Source organism: Methylobacterium sp. M6A4_1b (assembly GCF_053345175.1).
Window position 1 is genome coordinate 24,982 of the sequence record NZ_JBKEZQ010000016.1, and the last position, 15,381, is coordinate 40,362.

The following is a 15,381-nucleotide window of genomic DNA, read 5'->3' on the forward strand; positions in this document are numbered from 1 at the left end:
CACGGGGCGAGCGCATGAGGGTTGTTGGAAGCATGACGAATCGATCCACCATCGCGGGCGCCGTGCGCCGGCTGGCGCCCCTGGCCGGCCTCGCCGCCGCCCTTCTGCCGGGTCTCGCAATGGCCGCCGCCCCCAATGAGGCCAGCGGAACCTGGCTGACGGAGGATGGGCGCGCCCGCATCCGCACCGAGAAGTGCGGCCCGCAGAACACCAACCTGTGCGGCTACGTGGTCTGGCTGAAGGTGCCCCTGAACGACCAGGGCCAGCCCCGGATCGATTTCAAGAACCCCGATCCGAAGAAACAGTCCCGTCCCTCCCTCGGCCTCCAGCTGATCATGGGCCTGAAGCCGCAGCCGGACGGCCATTACGGCGGCAAAATCTACAACGCCGACGAGGGCAAGTTCTACGACGTGACGATGTGGTCGGATCAGCCGACCGAGCTGTCGGTGCGCGGCTGCCTCCTCGGCTTCCTCTGCGGCTCGCAGACCTGGAACCGGGTCAACGACGTGGTGCCGGGCCAGCTCACCGGCCCGACCAACGGCCCGGGCGGCCCGCGCGCCGATGCGGAATGGGCGCCCAAGGCTCCGACAACCGCCGGAGCGGGTGCGGCCGCCGCGACCGGTACGGCCAAGCCGCCGGCGCCGAAGCCGGCGGCCAAGCCGGGCGCCGCTCCGGCGGCGGCGCCTGCCGAGTAGACCGGCGCCGCTCCGGGCAACAAGTCCTGAACCGCCGCCGTCCCGCCCCGGGCCGGCGGCGGTTCGCGTTCCGGACGTCCCTCAATCCACCAGGGCGGCGTAGGTGAGCACGCGCAGCTCGCGTCGCAGGGGCAGGGCCGAGGAGGGAATGAGCTGCGTCAGCAGCACCACCGCGAGGTCCTCGGCCGGGTCGACCCAGAAGGCGGTGCTGGCAAGTCCGCCCCAGGCCACCTCGCCCGGCGTACCGACGACCTGGGCGCGGGCCGGATCGAGCATCACCGAGAAGCCGAGGCCGAAGCCGATGCCCGTATAGGCGGTCTCGGAGAAGCGCGGCTGGCCCATGGCGGCCAGGTCCCCGTCGAGGTGATTCGTCAGCATGAGGTCGACGGTCTTGCGCCCGAGGAGGCGGGTGCCGTCGAGCGCGCCGCGCCCGAGCAGGAAGCGGCAGAAGCGCATGTAGTCGGACGCCGTCGAGACGAGGCCCCCGCCGCCCGAGGCGAGAGCCGGCGGGCGGGCGAAGCGGCTGCCCACCGCATCGTCGTAGAGTTTCAGGGTACGGTCCCGGAACAGGCTGTAGTTCGCGGCCAGGCGCGGCAGCTTGCCGGCGGGCACGTGGAAATCGGTGTCGACCATGCCGAGGGGTTCGATGACCCGCCGGCGCAGGAATTCCGCGAAGTCCTGGCCCGAAACCACCGCCACGAGGTGGCCGAGGACGTCGGTGGCGTTGGAGTAGTTCCACTCGGTGCCGGGCTGGGCGAGAAGGGGCTGCCGGGCGAGGCGCCCCACCACCTCGGCGAGGCTCGCCTCTTGGGCCTCCCCGAAATCGACGCCGTTCTGACGGTAGAGGGCGTCGACCAGGGTCGCTTCCATGAAGCCGTAGGTCAGGCCGGAGGTGTGGGTCAGAAGGTCCCGGATCGTGATCGGGCGCCGGGCGGGCTCGCTGTCGAACTTCGCCCGGTTACCGCCGGTGAGGACCCGCATGTCGGAGAACTCCGGCAGGAAGCGGGTGATCGGGTCGTCGAGCTGGAAGAGCCCCTCCTCGTAGAGCATCATCACCGCCACCGAGGTCAGCGGCTTCGTCATCGAGTAGATGCGCGCGATGGTTTCGGGCGCGAAGGGCGTATCGCGGGCGATGTCGGCACGGCCATGGGCGCGGAAGAACGCGGTCTTCCCGCCGCGGGCCAGCATCACCGAGAGCCCGGCGACCTTGCCGTCGTCGACGAGGCGGCGCATCCAGCCGTCGATCCGCTCCAGGCGGTCCGGGCAGAGCCCGAGGGCCCGCGGTTCGCTTGCGATCTCACCGTGCATCAAACCTGCTCCGCTCTGGCCCTTCGCGCCGGCATAGCGGCGCGGCCGGACGACGCAAACCCCGGCGTGCGCCAGCGCGCAGACGCGATCGACCGCAGACCCCATCCCGCCTCGCAGGCTGCCCGGCCTCTCCGGGCCGGCGGGTCGCGGATCCGGAGCCGCCCCGCGCGCGCCAGCGGAAAGCTTTGCGCGCGGACCGTGCCCCGGTCCATGGAACAGCCATGATCCATCTGATCTTCAGCCTGCCCTGCCTCTATGTCATCGCCCGGGGCGTCTGGCCGCTGCCCTGGCCCTTCCCGCTCAAGCTCGGTCTTTCCGTGATCCTGCTGGTCGCCTCACAGTACCACCTGTGGAGCCGCCTCTCCTCGGGGTCCGTCTTCTCGCCCGAATTCCCGCGGCCCGTGGTCATGCTGTTCAGCGGGGCATTCGGCGCGATCATCCTGCTGGCCCTCCTGCTGTTCGCGTTCGATGCCGCGGCCCTGGCCTCCCTGGCCCTGCCCGGCGGGGGTTGGGAGGTTTCCACCGCATGGCGCATGGGGGCCGCCCTGGCGGTCGCGCTGCTCGCGGCGATCGCGGTCCAGCAGGCCGTGCGCGTGCCGCCCTTGAAGGACGTCACAGTCGCGGTCAGGGACCTGCCGCCCGCCTTCGAGGGCTATACGATCCTGCACCTCACCGACCTGCACATCAGCCGCCTGTTCCCCGCAGAATGGGCGCAGGCGGTCGTCGCGCGCGCCAATGGGCTCGGCACGGACGTGATCCTTGTGACGGGGGATTTCATCGACGGATCCTTCGCGACGCGGCGGGCCGACGTCGAACCGCTGCGCGCCCTCGCGGCGCGGGACGGTGTCTGGGCGATCCCCGGCAACCACGAATACTTCTTCGATGTCGACGCCTGGATGCGCCACTTCGCCAGCATGGGGATGCACATCCTCGCCAATGCCCATGCCGTCGTGACGCGGGGCGGAGGCGCGCTCGTGCTGGCAGGGGTCACCGACCGTTCGGCGCCCGCCACTGGCCATCCGGGTCCAGACCTCGATGCCGCCCTGGCGGGCGCGCCCGCGGACGCGCCGATCGTGCTGCTCGACCACCAGCCGGCGAATGCCGCCCGGGCCGCCGCGCGTGGCGTGGCATTGCAGCTGTCCGGCCATACCCACGGCGGCATGATCGTCGGGCTGGACCGGCTGGTGGCCCGCGGCAACAACGGGTTCGTCTCCGGCGCCTACCAGGTCGGCGGCATGATCCTCTACGTCAACAACGGGACCGGCCTGTGGGCCGGCTTCGCGCTCCGGCTCGGCCGCCCGTCCGAACTGACCCGCATCACCCTGCGCCGCGCGACTTGACGGAGCGGGCGCTCGCAGCAGGTGCCTCGGCGCCTTTCGGCGGGATTTCGGACGGAGGGACAGTGCCGGCGCAGCCCGGCCCGCGCCTCACCAACCCATGCTGCCGGGGCCGCCCTTGAACGGGCCGACGATGCCGGGAGTGATCCAGCCGCCGTAGAAGCCGCCGGGTTGCGGCGTCACCCGCGCATCGCCGACGAAGCAGGCTTCCATCGGGCCGGCATAGAAGGCGATGTAGCCCGCGATCGCGGTGAAGTCCGGCGTCGGGTCGGGATAGGCCCACGCGGCGCCCTCGACGCGAAGTCCGCCCGCCGCGACCTCGTACAGGACGGCGCGCCCCTTCCACTCGCAGATGCCCGCCCGCCGGGCGGGCCCGAGCACGCCGGCCACCACATCGCCGGGCGGGAAGTAGTAGGTCGGCGGATGGCTGGTCTCCAGCACCCGGTATCCGGCATCGGTATCGGCGATGGTCTGGCCGGCGAGTACCACCCGCAGGCGATCAGGGGCTGCCTCCAGCCTGGGCGGGCGCGGATAGTCCCAGACGCTCTCCTCGTTCGGGCCGGGCGGGATCGGGGTGGGCCACATGCGATCGGGGACCTTGCCGTTCGGGGTCGGAAGTCCGGACAGATAGGGCAGGGTGTTGCGCCCGCCCCGATTTCCCACGCCCTGATTTCCCCCGTCCCGCGTTTTCCCCTGGCGCAGGGCATGCTAGCGCAGGCCCGGATCAGACGAAGGGACATCCCGCGTGACCGACCCGACCGGCTTCGCCCTCTACCTCGACTTCGACGGCACCCTGGTGGAGATCGCGCCCAAGCCCGACCAGGTCCGGGTCGACCCGGCCCTCGCCCCGGCCCTGGAGCGGCTGCGCGATCGGCTCGGCGGCGCCCTGGCCATCGTTACGGGCCGCCCCATCGGGGTGATCGACGATTTCCTGACCCCCGCCCGCTTCGACATCGCCGGCCTGCACGGGGTCGAGCGCCGGGTCGACGGCGTCGTCTCGGGCGGTTCCGCCGCGGATCACCCGGAGCTGCGAGCCCAGGTGCCGGCTCTGCACGCGGCCGTGGCCGCCCTCGAGCACGTGCTGATCGAGGACAAGGGCGCCTCGGTCGCGGTGCATTGGCGCCTCGCCACGCCGAGCGACGCGGACGCGGCCGAAGCGGCCGTGAAGGCCGCGGTCGCTACCCTCGGATCCGCCTATCGACTGCAGCTCGGAAAGGCTGTCGGCGAGATCGTGCCCGCCTCCGCCACCAAGGGGCACGCCATCCGGGCGCTCGCCGAGAACCCTCCCTATGCCGGCCGCCGGGCGATCTTCCTCGGCGACGACCTTACAGACGAGAAGGCCTTCGCGGTGGTCAACGCCGATGGCGGCGTGAGCGTCCGCATCGGGGGGGCCGAAACGATCGCCTCCCGCCGCCTCATCGATCCCGAGGACGTGCGCCGCCTGCTCTACGCCTGGGCCGACGGGGCCGAGGTCGACCCCGACGCCCTGCCGGCCGCCTGAGACGACATCCCCGACCGATCACCTCCACCCCCGTTCTCTCCCGGGCCCCAGACGGAAGCGGCGCACATGTTCGAATTTCCCGTCCTCGTCGGCGATATCGGCGGCACCAATGCCCGATTCGCGCTGGTTCCCGAGGCGGAGGCGAAACCGGTCCTCCTCTCCCACGAGGAGACGGCCGGCCACCCCGACCCGAGTGCTGCGATCCGCGCTTCCCTGGCCAAGGGGAGCGGCACTGCCCCGCGCTCGGCCATCCTGGCGGTAGCGGCCCGCGTCGACGGACCGGCGGTCCAGTTGACCAATGCCCATTGGGTGATCGAGGGCGCGCGGATCGGACAGGATTTCGGCCTGTCGCGCTCGGTGGTCGTCAACGACTACGTGCCCGTGGCGGCGGGTGCCGCCGGGATCAGCCCCTCCGAGCTGACGCCCATCGGACCCGACCGGGAGGAGGGCCGGGCCGGGGACCAGGGGGCACGCCTCGTCCTCGGGCCCGGCACCGGATTCGGCGCAGCGGCCCTGCTGCCGGTGGGACAGCGCCTGGTCATCGTCTCCACGGAGAGCGGCCACGTCGATTTCGGGCCGAGCTCGCCGGCCGAGCTCGCCCTCTGGCCGCATCTGGAGCGGGTGGAAGGCCGCGTCACCGTCGAGACCCTGCTTTCCGGTCCCGGCCTGACCCGGCTTTATGCCGGCCTGCACCGGTTGCGGACCGGCGCGGACGGGCCGCGGCTCGACCCCGCCGCGATCACCGAGGCCGGGCTCGCCGGCACCGACCCGGACGCGGCGGCCGCCCTCAACCTGTTCGCCAAGCTCCTGGGCCGCGTCTGCGGCGACCTGGCGCTCACCTTCCTGGCCACCGGAGGCGTCTATATCGGCGGCGGCATCGCGCCCCGGATCATCGAAGTGTTCCGGCGCGGCGCATTCCGCGCGGCCTTCGAGAACAAGCCGCCCTTCGTCGCGCAGATGCAGGCAATCCCGACCAGCGTGATCGCCGTGCACGATCCGGCGCTGACGGGCCTCGCTGCCCTGGCGAGCCAGCCCGACCGGTTCGATTATCACGGCCAGGTCTGGCAGGCGTCCTGACCGATCGCATCGCCGTGCGCGCGGGCCGGGCACTGGCGGCCTTGGCCAGCGTCTTCGCCATCCTGGTCGGCCTCCTCGTCCTCGCCGCGCTGGTGACGGCGCGGCCGGGCGACCCGAAGCTTTATCCGGCGTCCGACGCGGAGGGCACCGCGATCACATTGGTATCGCACGGCTGGCATTCCGGCCTCGTGCTGCCGCGGACCGCCCTGACCGGGGCGGGGAGCGGACCGGCCCTCGCCAGCATCGCCACGCGGTTTCGCGCCTATGCGGAGATCGAGTTCGGCTGGGGGGAGGCGCGCTTCTACAGGGCGACCCCGACTCTGGCCGAGTTCGATCTCGGCCTCGCCCTTGCGGCCCTGTTCACGCCGGGCGGCCGGGACGGGAGCGTCCAGGTGGTCGGCCTGGTGCGGCCGGTCCGCGACAGCTTCCCGGCTTCCGACCTCGTGCCGCTTCGGGTCTCGAGCCAGGGCCTCGCGCGCCTCCTCGCCCGCCTGGAGGGGAGCTTCCGCCTCGTGGACGGGCAACCGGTGGCCGGCGGTCCGGGCCTCTACGGACCGAGCCTGTTCTATGACGGAGCGGGACGCTTCTCCTACGCCAACGTCTGCAATCATTGGGCGGCGCGCCTGCTGAATGCCGCCGGTCTGCCCGTCACCCCGGTCCTCGACACACACCCGGCGGGGCTGCTCCTCGACCTGCGCTGGCGGGCCGGCCTCCTGACTCTACCGCCGCCGACCGCGAACCTGTCCAAACCGTAATCTTCACGCCACGCCCGGGTCAGACGCCGCCCCCTACAAACCGGATCACGGCCTGCCGATGGCGGCCCCCCGATCCGGAGACTCCTATGTCTGCTCAGCCCAATCGCCTGCGCCGCAACGCCCTCGCCTCGGTCGCCGTGGCCGCCCTCGTGGCGACCGGCGCCGCCGGTGTCGGCCTGACCCAGCCGGCTACCCCGGCCTACGCCCAATCCCTCTCCAAGAACCCCATCGAGACCCCCGACCACCCGCCGGGCTCCTTTGCCAGCGTTGTCGACAAGGTGAAGCCCGGCGTCGTCGCCGTGAAAGTAAAGCTCGACGACAGCGCCGATTCCGACGACGAGGACGGCCCCGGTCAGAACCAGCAGGTCCCGCCGCAGCTGCGCGAGTTCTTCAAGCGGTTCGGCCAGGGTGGTCCAGGCCAAGGCGGTCCAGGCCAAGGTTTCGGCACGCCCAAGCGCCAGGGCCAACGCGGCGCCATGGGCTCCGGCTTCATCATCTCGGCGGACGGCTACGTGGTCACCAACAACCACGTGGTCGACAAGGCCAAGTCCGTGCAGGTGACCCTCGACGATAACCGCACCCTCGACGCCAAGGTGATCGGCAAGGACCCCAAGACCGACCTCGCGCTCCTTAAGATCACCGAGGGCGGCACCTTCCCCTACGTCTCGCTCAGCAAGTCGGCGCCCCGCGTCGGTGATTGGGTCGTCGCCATCGGCAACCCGTTCGGGCTCGGCGGCACGGTGACGGCGGGCATCGTCTCGGCCCGCGGACGTGACATCGGCGCCGGCCCCTATGACGACTTCCTGCAGATCGATGCGCCGATCAACAAGGGCAATTCCGGCGGCCCGACCTTCAACGTCGGCGGCGAGGTGGTCGGCGTGAACACCGCCATCGCGTCGCCCTCCGGCGGCAGCGTGGGCCTGGCCTTCGCCATCCCGGCCGAGACCGTGCAGGCGGTGGTCGACCAGCTCCGGGCCGACGGCAAGGTGGCGCGTGGCTATCTCGGCGTGCAGGTCCAGCCGGTGACGAAGGACATCGCCGACGGCCTCGGCCTCGACAAGGCCAAGGGCGCCCTGGTGGACCATGCCGAGGCAGGCACGCCCGCGGCGAAGGCGGGCATCAAGTCCGGCGACGTGATCGAGTCGGTCAACGGCACACCGATCAACGACGCCAAGGAGCTGTCCCGCAAGATCGCCGGCATCAAGCCGGGGGCCAAGGTCGAGCTGACCTACCTGCGCGGCGGCAAATCCGACACCGCGACGGTGGAGCTGGGCGTCCTGCCCAACGACACCAAGGTGGCGAGCACCGACCGCAGTTCCTCGGCCAACGGGCAGCCGCGCCTGGGCCTCAGCCTCGCCCCGGCCTCGGAAGTCGGGGCCGGCTCCGAGGGCGTGGCGGTGATGGAAGTCGATCCCGACGGTCCGGCCGCGGCCAAGGGCATCGAGCAGGGCGACATCATTCTGGATGTGGCCGGCTCCAGCGTCTCGCAGCCCTCGGAGGTCGCCGAGCGTGTCCGCTCCGCAGAGTCGAGCGGCCGCAAAGCGGTGCTGATGCGGGTCAGGAGCGCCAAGGGCGTCACCCGCTTCGTCGCGGTGGCCCTGAACAAGGCCGGCTGATCCGGGGCTGGCGCCTCGCCGCTCGGAGGCCGTCAGCAGAACGCCGAAGCGCCGGTCCTCCCCCGAGGGCCGGCGCTTTCGCGTCTGCGACGGATGATCCCTCGATGCGTTATGCGGCAGCCATTTCCAATCGGGGCAGACGCACAGGGCCGCGCCGCCTGGCATGCCACGCAACCCTGAAACCCCGAGCCCCGCGCCCGCGCGGGGTGACGCGGGCGCCGCGAGGCGTCATGGTGCGCGCTCTTCTCAGACCGCTCGCGCGCGCCCATCCGGACCTGACTCAGCATGACGACGATCGCCGACCGCAGCACGGCTGAACTCGCGGACCTGCACGCGCGGGCCCGGAGCGCCTACGACGCCTTCAAGGCTCGGGGCCTCAAGCTCGACATGACGCGCGGTAAGCCCGCGCCCGAGCAGCTCGACCTCTCGACCGGCATGCTCACCCTGCCGGGCAACGGCGACTACACCACCGCGGCCGGCGAGGATGCGCGCAATTACGGAGGCCAGCAGGGCCTGCCCGAGTTGCGGGCGCTGTTCTCCCACCTCATCGATGCGCCGGCCGACCAGATCGTGGTCGGCGGCAATTCCAGCCTGGCCCTGATGCACGACACCATCGTGTGGGCGCTCCTGAAGGGCGTCCCGGGCTCCGAGCGGCCGTGGTCGCAGGGTGAGACGCCGGTCTTCCTCTGCCCGGTCCCGGGCTACGACCGCCACTTCGCCCTCTGCGAGGAGTTCGGCATCCGCATGATCCCGGTGCCGATGACGGGTCAGGGTCCGGACATGGACCTGGTGGAGGAGCTGGTCGCCGACCCCGCCGTGAAGGGCATGTGGTGCGTGCCGAAATACGCCAACCCATCGGGTGAGATCTTCTCCGACGAGACCGTCCGGCGCCTCGCCGCCATGAAGACCGGCGCCCCCGACTTCCGCCTGTTCTGGGACAACGCCTACGCGGTGCACCACCTCACCACCGATCGCCACCCGGTGCGCGATATCCTGGCAGTCTGTGCCGAGGCCGGCCATCCGAACCGCCCCTTCCTCTACGCCTCGACCTCGAAGATCACCCTGGCGGGGGCCGGTCTCGCGATCTTTGCGGGTTCGCCCGAGAATACTCGCTGGTTCCTGGCCCGTGCCGCCAAGCAGACCATCGGCCCCGACAAGCTGAACCAGCTGCGGCACGTGCGTTTCCTGCGCGATGGCGCCGGGCTCCAGGCCCACATGGATGCTCACCGTGCGCTCATCGCGCCGAAGTTCGCGGCCGTGCAGGAGGCCCTCGAGCGCCACCTCGCCGGCACCGGCGCCGCGCGCTGGACGCGGCCCGAAGGTGGCTACTTCATCACCGTCGAGGCTCGCGAGGGCACGGCAACCGAGGTGGTGAGGCTCGCCAAGGAGGCCGGTATCGCCCTGACCCCGGCCGGGGCGACTTCGCCCTACGGCCGCGACCCCCAGGACAGCGTCCTGCGCCTCGCGCCGACCTTCCCCAGCCTCGGCGACGTCACGAAGGCGGCCGAGGGCATCGCCCTCTGCATCCTTCTTGCATCCCTCGAAGCCGAGCACCGGGCCCGCGCACGCACGGCGGCCTGAAACCCTGTCGCAATCCGGAAACGTCGGCACCGGATGATGCGGCGTGCATCCGGGAGGCAACGCGATGGTGACCCTGAGGACGGTGACCGCGGCGACGTTTCTTGAGCGTTCGATCGGGCGAATCCTGCTCGGCCTGGCCCTCGGCATCCTCATGGCCGAAGCGGACCCGGTCCAGGCGCGTACCGCCTGGGCATCCGGCACCTTCGTCTATGCCGACCTCTGCACCCTGCCGGAGAGCGGCACACGGACCGGCCAGCGCATCACCCTGCGGCGCTCACCCAATGGCGACGGCTTGACGTACGAGGGGGCCGGGCATCCCGGCCCCCGTGCAGCCGCCGAAGTCACCCTCGACGATGTCACCAAAGCGATCAGCTTCGCGGTGGAGACCGAAGCCGGGCCGCTTCATTTCCAGGGCGTCGCCGGCGCCGATGCGCTCACCGGCACCTTCGAGGACGAAGCCGGCGCGCATCCGGTTCACCTGCCGCGGGTCCTGCGCTCCCATGCTCACGAGGCCTGCCAGGGTGAAGCCACGGGTTCGATCGCCCAGCGGCGGTAAGCGGTGGGCGGTCGGCACCCCCTGCGCTAGATCGAGCCGATGATGTTTCCTATCCGGCTCGCGGCGATCATGATTCCCCTGGTCCTCGGGGCTGCAACGCCTGCAACGGCGGCCGATGCCTGCGATGCCCTGACGGCGCGGATGATCCGCGCGACAGGCGCGTCGCTCGCCGGGCGGGAGGGGTCCCGTGCCGTGTTTCGCGCGGCCGATGCCGAGCGGATGAGCCTCGACTGCCGGGCCCGCCGGATGGCCTTTTCCGCGCTGGAGCGCGAGCCGGCCCGTCGCTACTACGCGCTGATCGGCCTCGCCGCGGGAGCGCTCACCGGAGCGAAGCCCGCGGCGGTCGAGGCTCTCGCCCTCGGCCTGCACCAAGACGCCCTGGTCACGGGACAGCCGCGGCAGGGCATCGCCGGGCGCGCGGCGCTCCGCTGCGAGACGGCCCCCGACGTCGACCCGTTCGCGTCGCCGCGCACCCGCTGCGTGCTGGTGCCGAGCGCCCGGGCCGGGCTTCGCCGCCGCGCCGGCCTTCCCGCGGGAGCCCGGCCGGTCTAGACCGACCCCATGTCCGAGACTTCCCTTTCCGCCGCCCCCATCGTCACCGCCGGTGAAGTCGCCTTCGCGAATCATCTGCCCTTCGCACTCATCGCCGGTCCATGTCAGCTCGAGAGTCGCGACCACGCGATCGAGATCGCGGATGCCCTGAGGGTGATGACGGACCGGCTCGGGATCGGCCTCGTTTTCAAGGCCTCCTTCGACAAGGCGAATCGGACCTCGGGCACCACCGCGCGCGGCCTCGGTCTCTCCGAGGCGCTGCCGATCTTTTCGGAGATCAAGGCGCGCTTCGGTCTGCCCGTCCTTACCGACGTGCATGAGGCGGCGCAGTGCGCCCCAGCGGCCGAGGTGATCGACGTGCTCCAGATCCCGGCCTTCCTCTGCCGGCAGACCGACCTGCTGCTCGCGGCCGCCGCCACGGGACGGGTGGTAAACGTCAAGAAGGGCCAGTTCCTGGCGCCCTGGGACATGGCGCACGTAGCCGCCAAGGTAACCGGAGCCGGCAATCCCAACGTGCTGGTGACCGAGCGCGGCGCCTCGTTCGGCTACAACACCCTCGTCTCGGATATGCGCAGCCTGCCGATCATGGCGCGGGTCACGCACGGCGCTCCGGTGGTGTTCGACGCGACTCACTCCGTACAGCAGCCCGGCGGACAGGGTGCCACCTCGGGCGGTCAGCGGGAATTCGTCGCCGTGCTCGCCCGCGCCGCCGTGGCGGTGGGGGTCGCGGGTCTGTTCATCGAGACCCATCCCGACCCGGACCACGCCCCCTCCGATGGACCCAACATGGTGCCGCTGAAGCAGTTGCCAGCACTGCTCGCCGAATTGCAGGCCTTCGATCGCCTCGCCAAGGCGCGCACCACCAGTTAGGCACCATCAGCCCGCGGCCTTCAGGCACTGCGGAGATCCCAGCCCTGTTACGGGAAGTCCAGGCAGGGCCGGAGCGCACGCGATCGACTGGGATTGATTCACCAAGACCGATGATGCGGGCCGTGCATCTGCCGCTTCCGATGGCCTGAGGGAACGATCGCGTCAGCTTGACGTTGGAATATCCAATACGTTTTCGAATGCCGAAGGATATCATGCGCAAGCTCGCCCTCGTTTCTGCCCTGACCCTTTCGCTCGGCGGCCTCGCTGCCGCGACCTCGGCCGAGGCCGGTCCGCGCGGCCACGGCTATGGACACGGCGGCTACGGCCACGGCCATGCCTATGGCGGTCGGGGTTACGGCCGTGGCTATGCCTACGGCGGCCGTCGCCGTGGGATCGGAACCGGCGCTGCCGTCGGCCTCGGTATCGCAGGTCTCGCGGCCGGTGCGATCGCCGCCGGCGCTGCCCGCGACGCCTATTACCGTGACGGTTACGCCCGTCCCGCTTATGGCTACGGCGCGCCCGCCTACGGCTACGGTTACTGAACCATCGGGTTTTGTCCGATTTGCGGGGGCAGCCGGTGCGAGCCGGCTGCCCTTTTGCGTGCGTATCGCCGGCCCCGTCGTCTCTTGCAAAATTCCCGCTAAGGTTGCATCAGGGCGCATTCCGTGAATCTCTGCCGGGCGGACGACGATGCCCTTTCTCCTTGCGATCGTCGGCCTTTTCATTACGGGACTGACCTACTGGATCCGCTACGGAAACGGCCTGGCTCATCTCGACCGTGCTCTGAACGATTGGCGCAGGGACCGCCGCCGCAGGGCGGGCGAGGTCCAGCAACGCTTGGCGCCCCTGCGATCGATGCGAAATCCGGCCGATGTCGCCGGAGTGTTGATGATGCTGGTCGCCCGCCAGCGAGGCTTGGCGACGCCAGAGCAGGAACGTGAGATCCTGTCTCGGATGCGTTCAGTGACGGAGATGTCGGAGGAGAACCTCGCGACGCGCATGGCGGTGATCCGCCATGCGGCGGACCAGACCCGCGAGCCTCAGATCGCGATCAGGGACGTGGCCCCGTTGCTGCATGACCGGCTCACGCCATCCGAGGTCGATGACCTCGTCGACATGCTTCGGGCCGTGGCTTCCATCCACGGCGGTCCCACGGCAGCGCAGAGCCAGCTCGTCGAACAGGTTCGGCGGGCCATCCTGGAGGACCGGTAGGCAGATGCAGGCGGCTGGCCGTCCGTCAACGCGCCCGATAGGGCGGCACGCCGGGATCAGGCAGCCAGACGGATTTCGGCGGCTCGCCGGTCTGCCAGAATACGTCGATGGGAATCCCGCCGCGCGGGTACCAGAACCCACAGATCCGCAGGTAGCGGGGACCCAGAAGCTCGGTCAGGCGCAGGCCGATGCCGACCGTGCAATCCTCGTGGAAGGCTCCGTGATTGCGGAAGGCGGTGAGGTAGAGCTTCAGCGACTTCGACTCGACGAGCCACTGATCCGGCACGTAGTCGATGACCAGAATCGCGAAGTCCGGCTGGCCGGTGACCGGACAGAGGGAAGTGAATTCCGGCACGGTGAAGCGGGCGAGATAGTCGGTGCCGGGATGTGGGTTCGGCACCCGGTCAAGTCGAGCCTCCTCCGGCGAGGCGGGCAGGGGGCTCATCTGCCCGAGTTGCAGGCCCTCGGGCCCTGAATGCTGGGTCATAACGAACCTTTCGGAGCTGACGGGGAATTCGGCCACAGGCGTTGGGGCGGAAAAACGATCAATTTGCCACCCAAGTGGTGTCCATGAGTGGCAGCCGCCGAATCCGCGTGCCATATGTGAGCCATGAGCGACGAAAACACGGCTACCTACCCTTACACCCTGGAGATCCAGCCGCCCAAGGCCCCGGGCTCCCCCTACCAATGGGCGATCCGCCGGAAAGGGAAGCTGATCCAGCGGTCGGATCGGAATCACCCGACGGAGGCCAAGGCCCGGGAGAACGGGATGGCGCAGATCGAACTGCTCCTGTCGGGCGCAGGCGACCGCTAGACCGATCGGTCTTCCAGGGTCCGATTGCGGGATTCGAGCCTTCTGGCACGGGCAGGCTGCGCAGAGCGCTTGCCGGAGGCGAAGCGTTGGCGGATAAGCCTCGGCGGAATCACCCTGTCCCGGATGCGGCCATTCGGCTCATCGGGGACGGATCCGGCCCCGCCGTTGGGGCCTCGACACGCCGTAACGTCCGAGAAGGCGCCTGCATGACCGCGATCACCAACATCGCCGCCCGTGAGATCCTCGACAGCCGGGGGAACCCGACCATCGAAGTCGACGTGCTGCTCGAGGACGGGTCCTTCGGCCGCGCGGCGGTTCCGTCGGGCGCCTCCACCGGCGCGCACGAGGCGATGGAACTGCGCGACGGCGACAAGGGCCGGTATGGCGGCAAGGGCGTTCGCAAGGCGGTCAACGCTGTGCAGTCCGACATCCTCGACGCCATCGGCGGCATGGATGCCGAGGACCAGATCGCCATTGACGAGGCGATGATCGAGCTCGACGGCACCCCGAACAAGAGCCGCCTCGGCGCCAACGCGATTCTCGGCGTCTCGCTCGCGGTCGCGAAGGCGGCGGCAGAGACCGCCGGCCTGCCCCTCTACCGCTACATTGGCGGGACGCAGGGTCGGGTGCTCCCCGTGCCGATGATGAACATCATCAACGGCGGCGCGCATGCCGACAACCCGATCGACTTCCAGGAATTCATGATCATGCCGGTGGGCGCGTCCTCGCTCGCCGAGGCCGTGCGCATGGGTGCCGAGGTGTTCCACACCCTGAAGGGCGCCCTCAAGAAGGCCGGCCACAACACCAACGTGGGCGACGAGGGCGGTTTCGCCCCGAACCTGCCCTCGGCCGAGGCCGCCCTCGACTTCGTGATGCAGTCGATCCAGGCCGCTGGCTTCAAGCCCGGCACCGACATGGTCCTGGCCCTCGACTGCGCCGCCACTGAGTTCTTCAAGGACGGCGCCTACCACTACGAGGGGGAGGGCCAGACCCGCGATATCGAGGCGCAGGTCGCCTACCTCGCCGGCTTGGTCGACGCCTACCCGATCCTGTCGATCGAGGACGGCATGTCCGAGGACGATTGGGAGGGCTGGAAGCTGCTCACCGATCGGGTCGGTGATCGCTGCCAGCTCGTCGGCGACGACCTGTTCGTTACCAACGTGACGCGCCTGTCGCGCGGCATCGCCGAGCAGACCGGCAACTCCATCCTGGTGAAGGTCAACCAGATCGGCTCCCTCACCGAGACGCTGGCCGCCGTCGAAATGGCCCAGCGTGCGGGCTACACCGCCGTCATGTCCCACCGCTCCGGCGAGACCGAGGATTCGACCATCGCCGATCTCGCGGTCGCGACGAATTGCGGACAGATCAAGACCGGCTCGCTGGCCCGCTCGGACCGGTTGGCTAAGTACAACCAGCTCATCCGCATCGAGGAGGGCCTCGGTTCCCAGGCCCTCTATGCCGGCCGCAACGCCCTCAAGGCGCTGGCCCGCCGCTGAAGCCGGCGCCT

At 70.2% G+C, this 15,381-nt stretch carries 17 protein-coding genes; 14 read left to right on the forward strand and 3 right to left on the reverse strand.

Translation table 11 applies throughout. The annotated features are described in order from the left end of the window. Positions 1-32 precede the first annotated feature (32 nt). Positions 33-695, forward strand: coding sequence for a DUF2147 domain-containing protein (locus ACLBWX_RS15830; RefSeq protein ID WP_447677980.1), 663 nt, complete (start codon positions 33-35; stop codon positions 693-695). An 81-nt stretch (positions 696-776) separates the two neighbouring features. Here ACLBWX_RS15830 and ACLBWX_RS15835 read toward each other — a convergent pair whose 3' ends face one another. Beyond that, on the reverse strand, positions 777-2,003 hold the full coding sequence (locus tag ACLBWX_RS15835) for a serine hydrolase domain-containing protein (protein WP_447677981.1): 1,227 nt from the start codon (positions 2,001-2,003) through the stop codon (positions 777-779). 221 nt (positions 2,004-2,224) lie between these two features. Here ACLBWX_RS15835 and ACLBWX_RS15840 point away from each other — a divergent pair, with 221 nt between their 5' ends. Next, the gene (locus tag ACLBWX_RS15840) at positions 2,225-3,343 is read left to right on the forward strand and encodes a metallophosphoesterase (protein ID WP_447677982.1); all 1,119 of its coding nucleotides are present in this window, start codon (positions 2,225-2,227) and stop codon (positions 3,341-3,343) included. 87 nt (positions 3,344-3,430) lie between these two features. On the opposite strand, the gene ACLBWX_RS15845 is transcribed toward ACLBWX_RS15840, so the two are convergent. After that, positions 3,431-3,925, reverse strand: a complete 495-nt coding sequence (locus ACLBWX_RS15845) for a DUF427 domain-containing protein (RefSeq protein ID WP_447678034.1) — start codon at positions 3,923-3,925, stop codon at positions 3,431-3,433. Between the two features lie 160 nt (positions 3,926-4,085). On the opposite strand from ACLBWX_RS15845, the gene otsB reads away from it, so the two are divergent. The 10 genes from otsB (at position 4,086) to ACLBWX_RS15895 (ending at position 13,060) form a co-directional block, all read left to right on the forward strand. After that, positions 4,086-4,841, forward strand: a complete 756-nt coding sequence (gene otsB, locus ACLBWX_RS15850) for a trehalose-phosphatase (protein WP_447677983.1) — start codon at positions 4,086-4,088, stop codon at positions 4,839-4,841. Positions 4,842-4,907: 66 nt separating this feature from the next. Continuing rightward, positions 4,908-5,918 (forward strand): glucokinase, encoded by a 1,011-nt coding sequence (locus ACLBWX_RS15855; RefSeq protein WP_447677984.1) that lies wholly within the window; start codon positions 4,908-4,910, stop codon positions 5,916-5,918. Positions 5,919-5,932: 14 nt separating this feature from the next. Then, positions 5,933-6,673 (forward strand): DUF2459 domain-containing protein, encoded by a 741-nt coding sequence (locus ACLBWX_RS15860; RefSeq protein WP_447677985.1) that lies wholly within the window; start codon positions 5,933-5,935, stop codon positions 6,671-6,673. 86 nt (positions 6,674-6,759) lie between these two features. Continuing rightward, on the forward strand, positions 6,760-8,289 hold the full coding sequence (locus tag ACLBWX_RS15865) for a Do family serine endopeptidase (protein ID WP_447677986.1): 1,530 nt from the start codon (positions 6,760-6,762) through the stop codon (positions 8,287-8,289). Positions 8,290-8,574: 285 nt separating this feature from the next. After that, positions 8,575-9,870 (forward strand): aminotransferase class I/II-fold pyridoxal phosphate-dependent enzyme, encoded by a 1,296-nt coding sequence (locus ACLBWX_RS15870; RefSeq protein ID WP_447677987.1) that lies wholly within the window; start codon positions 8,575-8,577, stop codon positions 9,868-9,870. Positions 9,871-9,952: 82 nt separating this feature from the next. Continuing rightward, entirely contained in the window at positions 9,953-10,426 is a 474-nt protein-coding gene (locus tag ACLBWX_RS15875; protein WP_447677988.1) for a hypothetical protein, read from the forward strand. Between the two features lie 39 nt (positions 10,427-10,465). Further along, a complete protein-coding gene (locus ACLBWX_RS15880; RefSeq protein ID WP_447677989.1) occupies positions 10,466-10,978 on the forward strand; it encodes a hypothetical protein in 513 nt (170 codons plus the stop codon). Between the two features lie 9 nt (positions 10,979-10,987). Beyond that, positions 10,988-11,848: a 3-deoxy-8-phosphooctulonate synthase gene (kdsA, locus tag ACLBWX_RS15885; protein WP_447677990.1), complete on the forward strand. Its 861-nt coding sequence runs from the start codon at positions 10,988-10,990 to the stop codon at positions 11,846-11,848. 212 nt (positions 11,849-12,060) lie between these two features. Further along, on the forward strand, positions 12,061-12,390 hold the full coding sequence (locus tag ACLBWX_RS15890) for a hypothetical protein (protein ID WP_056469351.1): 330 nt from the start codon (positions 12,061-12,063) through the stop codon (positions 12,388-12,390). A gap of 148 nt (positions 12,391-12,538) precedes the next feature. After that, a complete protein-coding gene (locus ACLBWX_RS15895) occupies positions 12,539-13,060 on the forward strand; it encodes a hypothetical protein (protein ID WP_447677991.1) in 522 nt (173 codons plus the stop codon). 25 nt (positions 13,061-13,085) lie between these two features. On the opposite strand, the gene queF is transcribed toward ACLBWX_RS15895, so the two are convergent. Further along, positions 13,086-13,547, reverse strand: coding sequence for a preQ(1) synthase (gene queF / locus ACLBWX_RS15900; protein ID WP_447677992.1), 462 nt, complete (start codon positions 13,545-13,547; stop codon positions 13,086-13,088). 123 nt (positions 13,548-13,670) lie between these two features. Between queF and ACLBWX_RS15905 the strand changes: the two genes are divergently transcribed. Further along, positions 13,671-13,874, forward strand: a complete 204-nt coding sequence (locus ACLBWX_RS15905; RefSeq protein WP_056183260.1) for a hypothetical protein — start codon at positions 13,671-13,673, stop codon at positions 13,872-13,874. A gap of 206 nt (positions 13,875-14,080) precedes the next feature. Then, a complete protein-coding gene (eno, locus tag ACLBWX_RS15910) occupies positions 14,081-15,370 on the forward strand; it encodes a phosphopyruvate hydratase (protein ID WP_447677993.1) in 1,290 nt (429 codons plus the stop codon). Positions 15,371-15,381: the final 11 nt, after the last annotated feature.

Excerpts from the sequence above, each read along its gene's own strand:
- ACLBWX_RS15830 (WP_447677980.1), top strand. The coding sequence starts at position 33 with ATGACGAATCGATCCACCATCGCGGGCGCCGTGCGCCGGCTGGCGCCC.
- ACLBWX_RS15835 (WP_447677981.1), bottom strand. The coding sequence starts at position 2,003 with ATGCACGGTGAGATCGCAAGCGAACCGCGGGCCCTCGGGCTCTGCCCG.
- ACLBWX_RS15840 (WP_447677982.1), top strand. The coding sequence starts at position 2,225 with ATGATCCATCTGATCTTCAGCCTGCCCTGCCTCTATGTCATCGCCCGG.
- ACLBWX_RS15845 (WP_447678034.1), bottom strand. The coding sequence starts at position 3,925 with ATGTGGCCCACCCCGATCCCGCCCGGCCCGAACGAGGAGAGCGTCTGG.
- ACLBWX_RS15855 (WP_447677984.1), top strand. The coding sequence starts at position 4,908 with ATGTTCGAATTTCCCGTCCTCGTCGGCGATATCGGCGGCACCAATGCC.
- ACLBWX_RS15865 (WP_447677986.1), top strand. The coding sequence starts at position 6,760 with ATGTCTGCTCAGCCCAATCGCCTGCGCCGCAACGCCCTCGCCTCGGTC.
- ACLBWX_RS15870 (WP_447677987.1), top strand. The coding sequence starts at position 8,575 with ATGACGACGATCGCCGACCGCAGCACGGCTGAACTCGCGGACCTGCAC.
- ACLBWX_RS15880 (WP_447677989.1), top strand. The coding sequence starts at position 10,466 with ATGATGTTTCCTATCCGGCTCGCGGCGATCATGATTCCCCTGGTCCTC.
- kdsA (WP_447677990.1), top strand. The coding sequence starts at position 10,988 with ATGTCCGAGACTTCCCTTTCCGCCGCCCCCATCGTCACCGCCGGTGAA.
- ACLBWX_RS15890 (WP_056469351.1), top strand. The coding sequence starts at position 12,061 with ATGCGCAAGCTCGCCCTCGTTTCTGCCCTGACCCTTTCGCTCGGCGGC.
- ACLBWX_RS15895 (WP_447677991.1), top strand. The coding sequence starts at position 12,539 with ATGCCCTTTCTCCTTGCGATCGTCGGCCTTTTCATTACGGGACTGACC.
- queF (WP_447677992.1), bottom strand. The coding sequence starts at position 13,547 with ATGACCCAGCATTCAGGGCCCGAGGGCCTGCAACTCGGGCAGATGAGC.
- ACLBWX_RS15905 (WP_056183260.1), top strand. The coding sequence starts at position 13,671 with ATGAGCGACGAAAACACGGCTACCTACCCTTACACCCTGGAGATCCAG.
- eno (WP_447677993.1), top strand. The coding sequence starts at position 14,081 with ATGACCGCGATCACCAACATCGCCGCCCGTGAGATCCTCGACAGCCGG.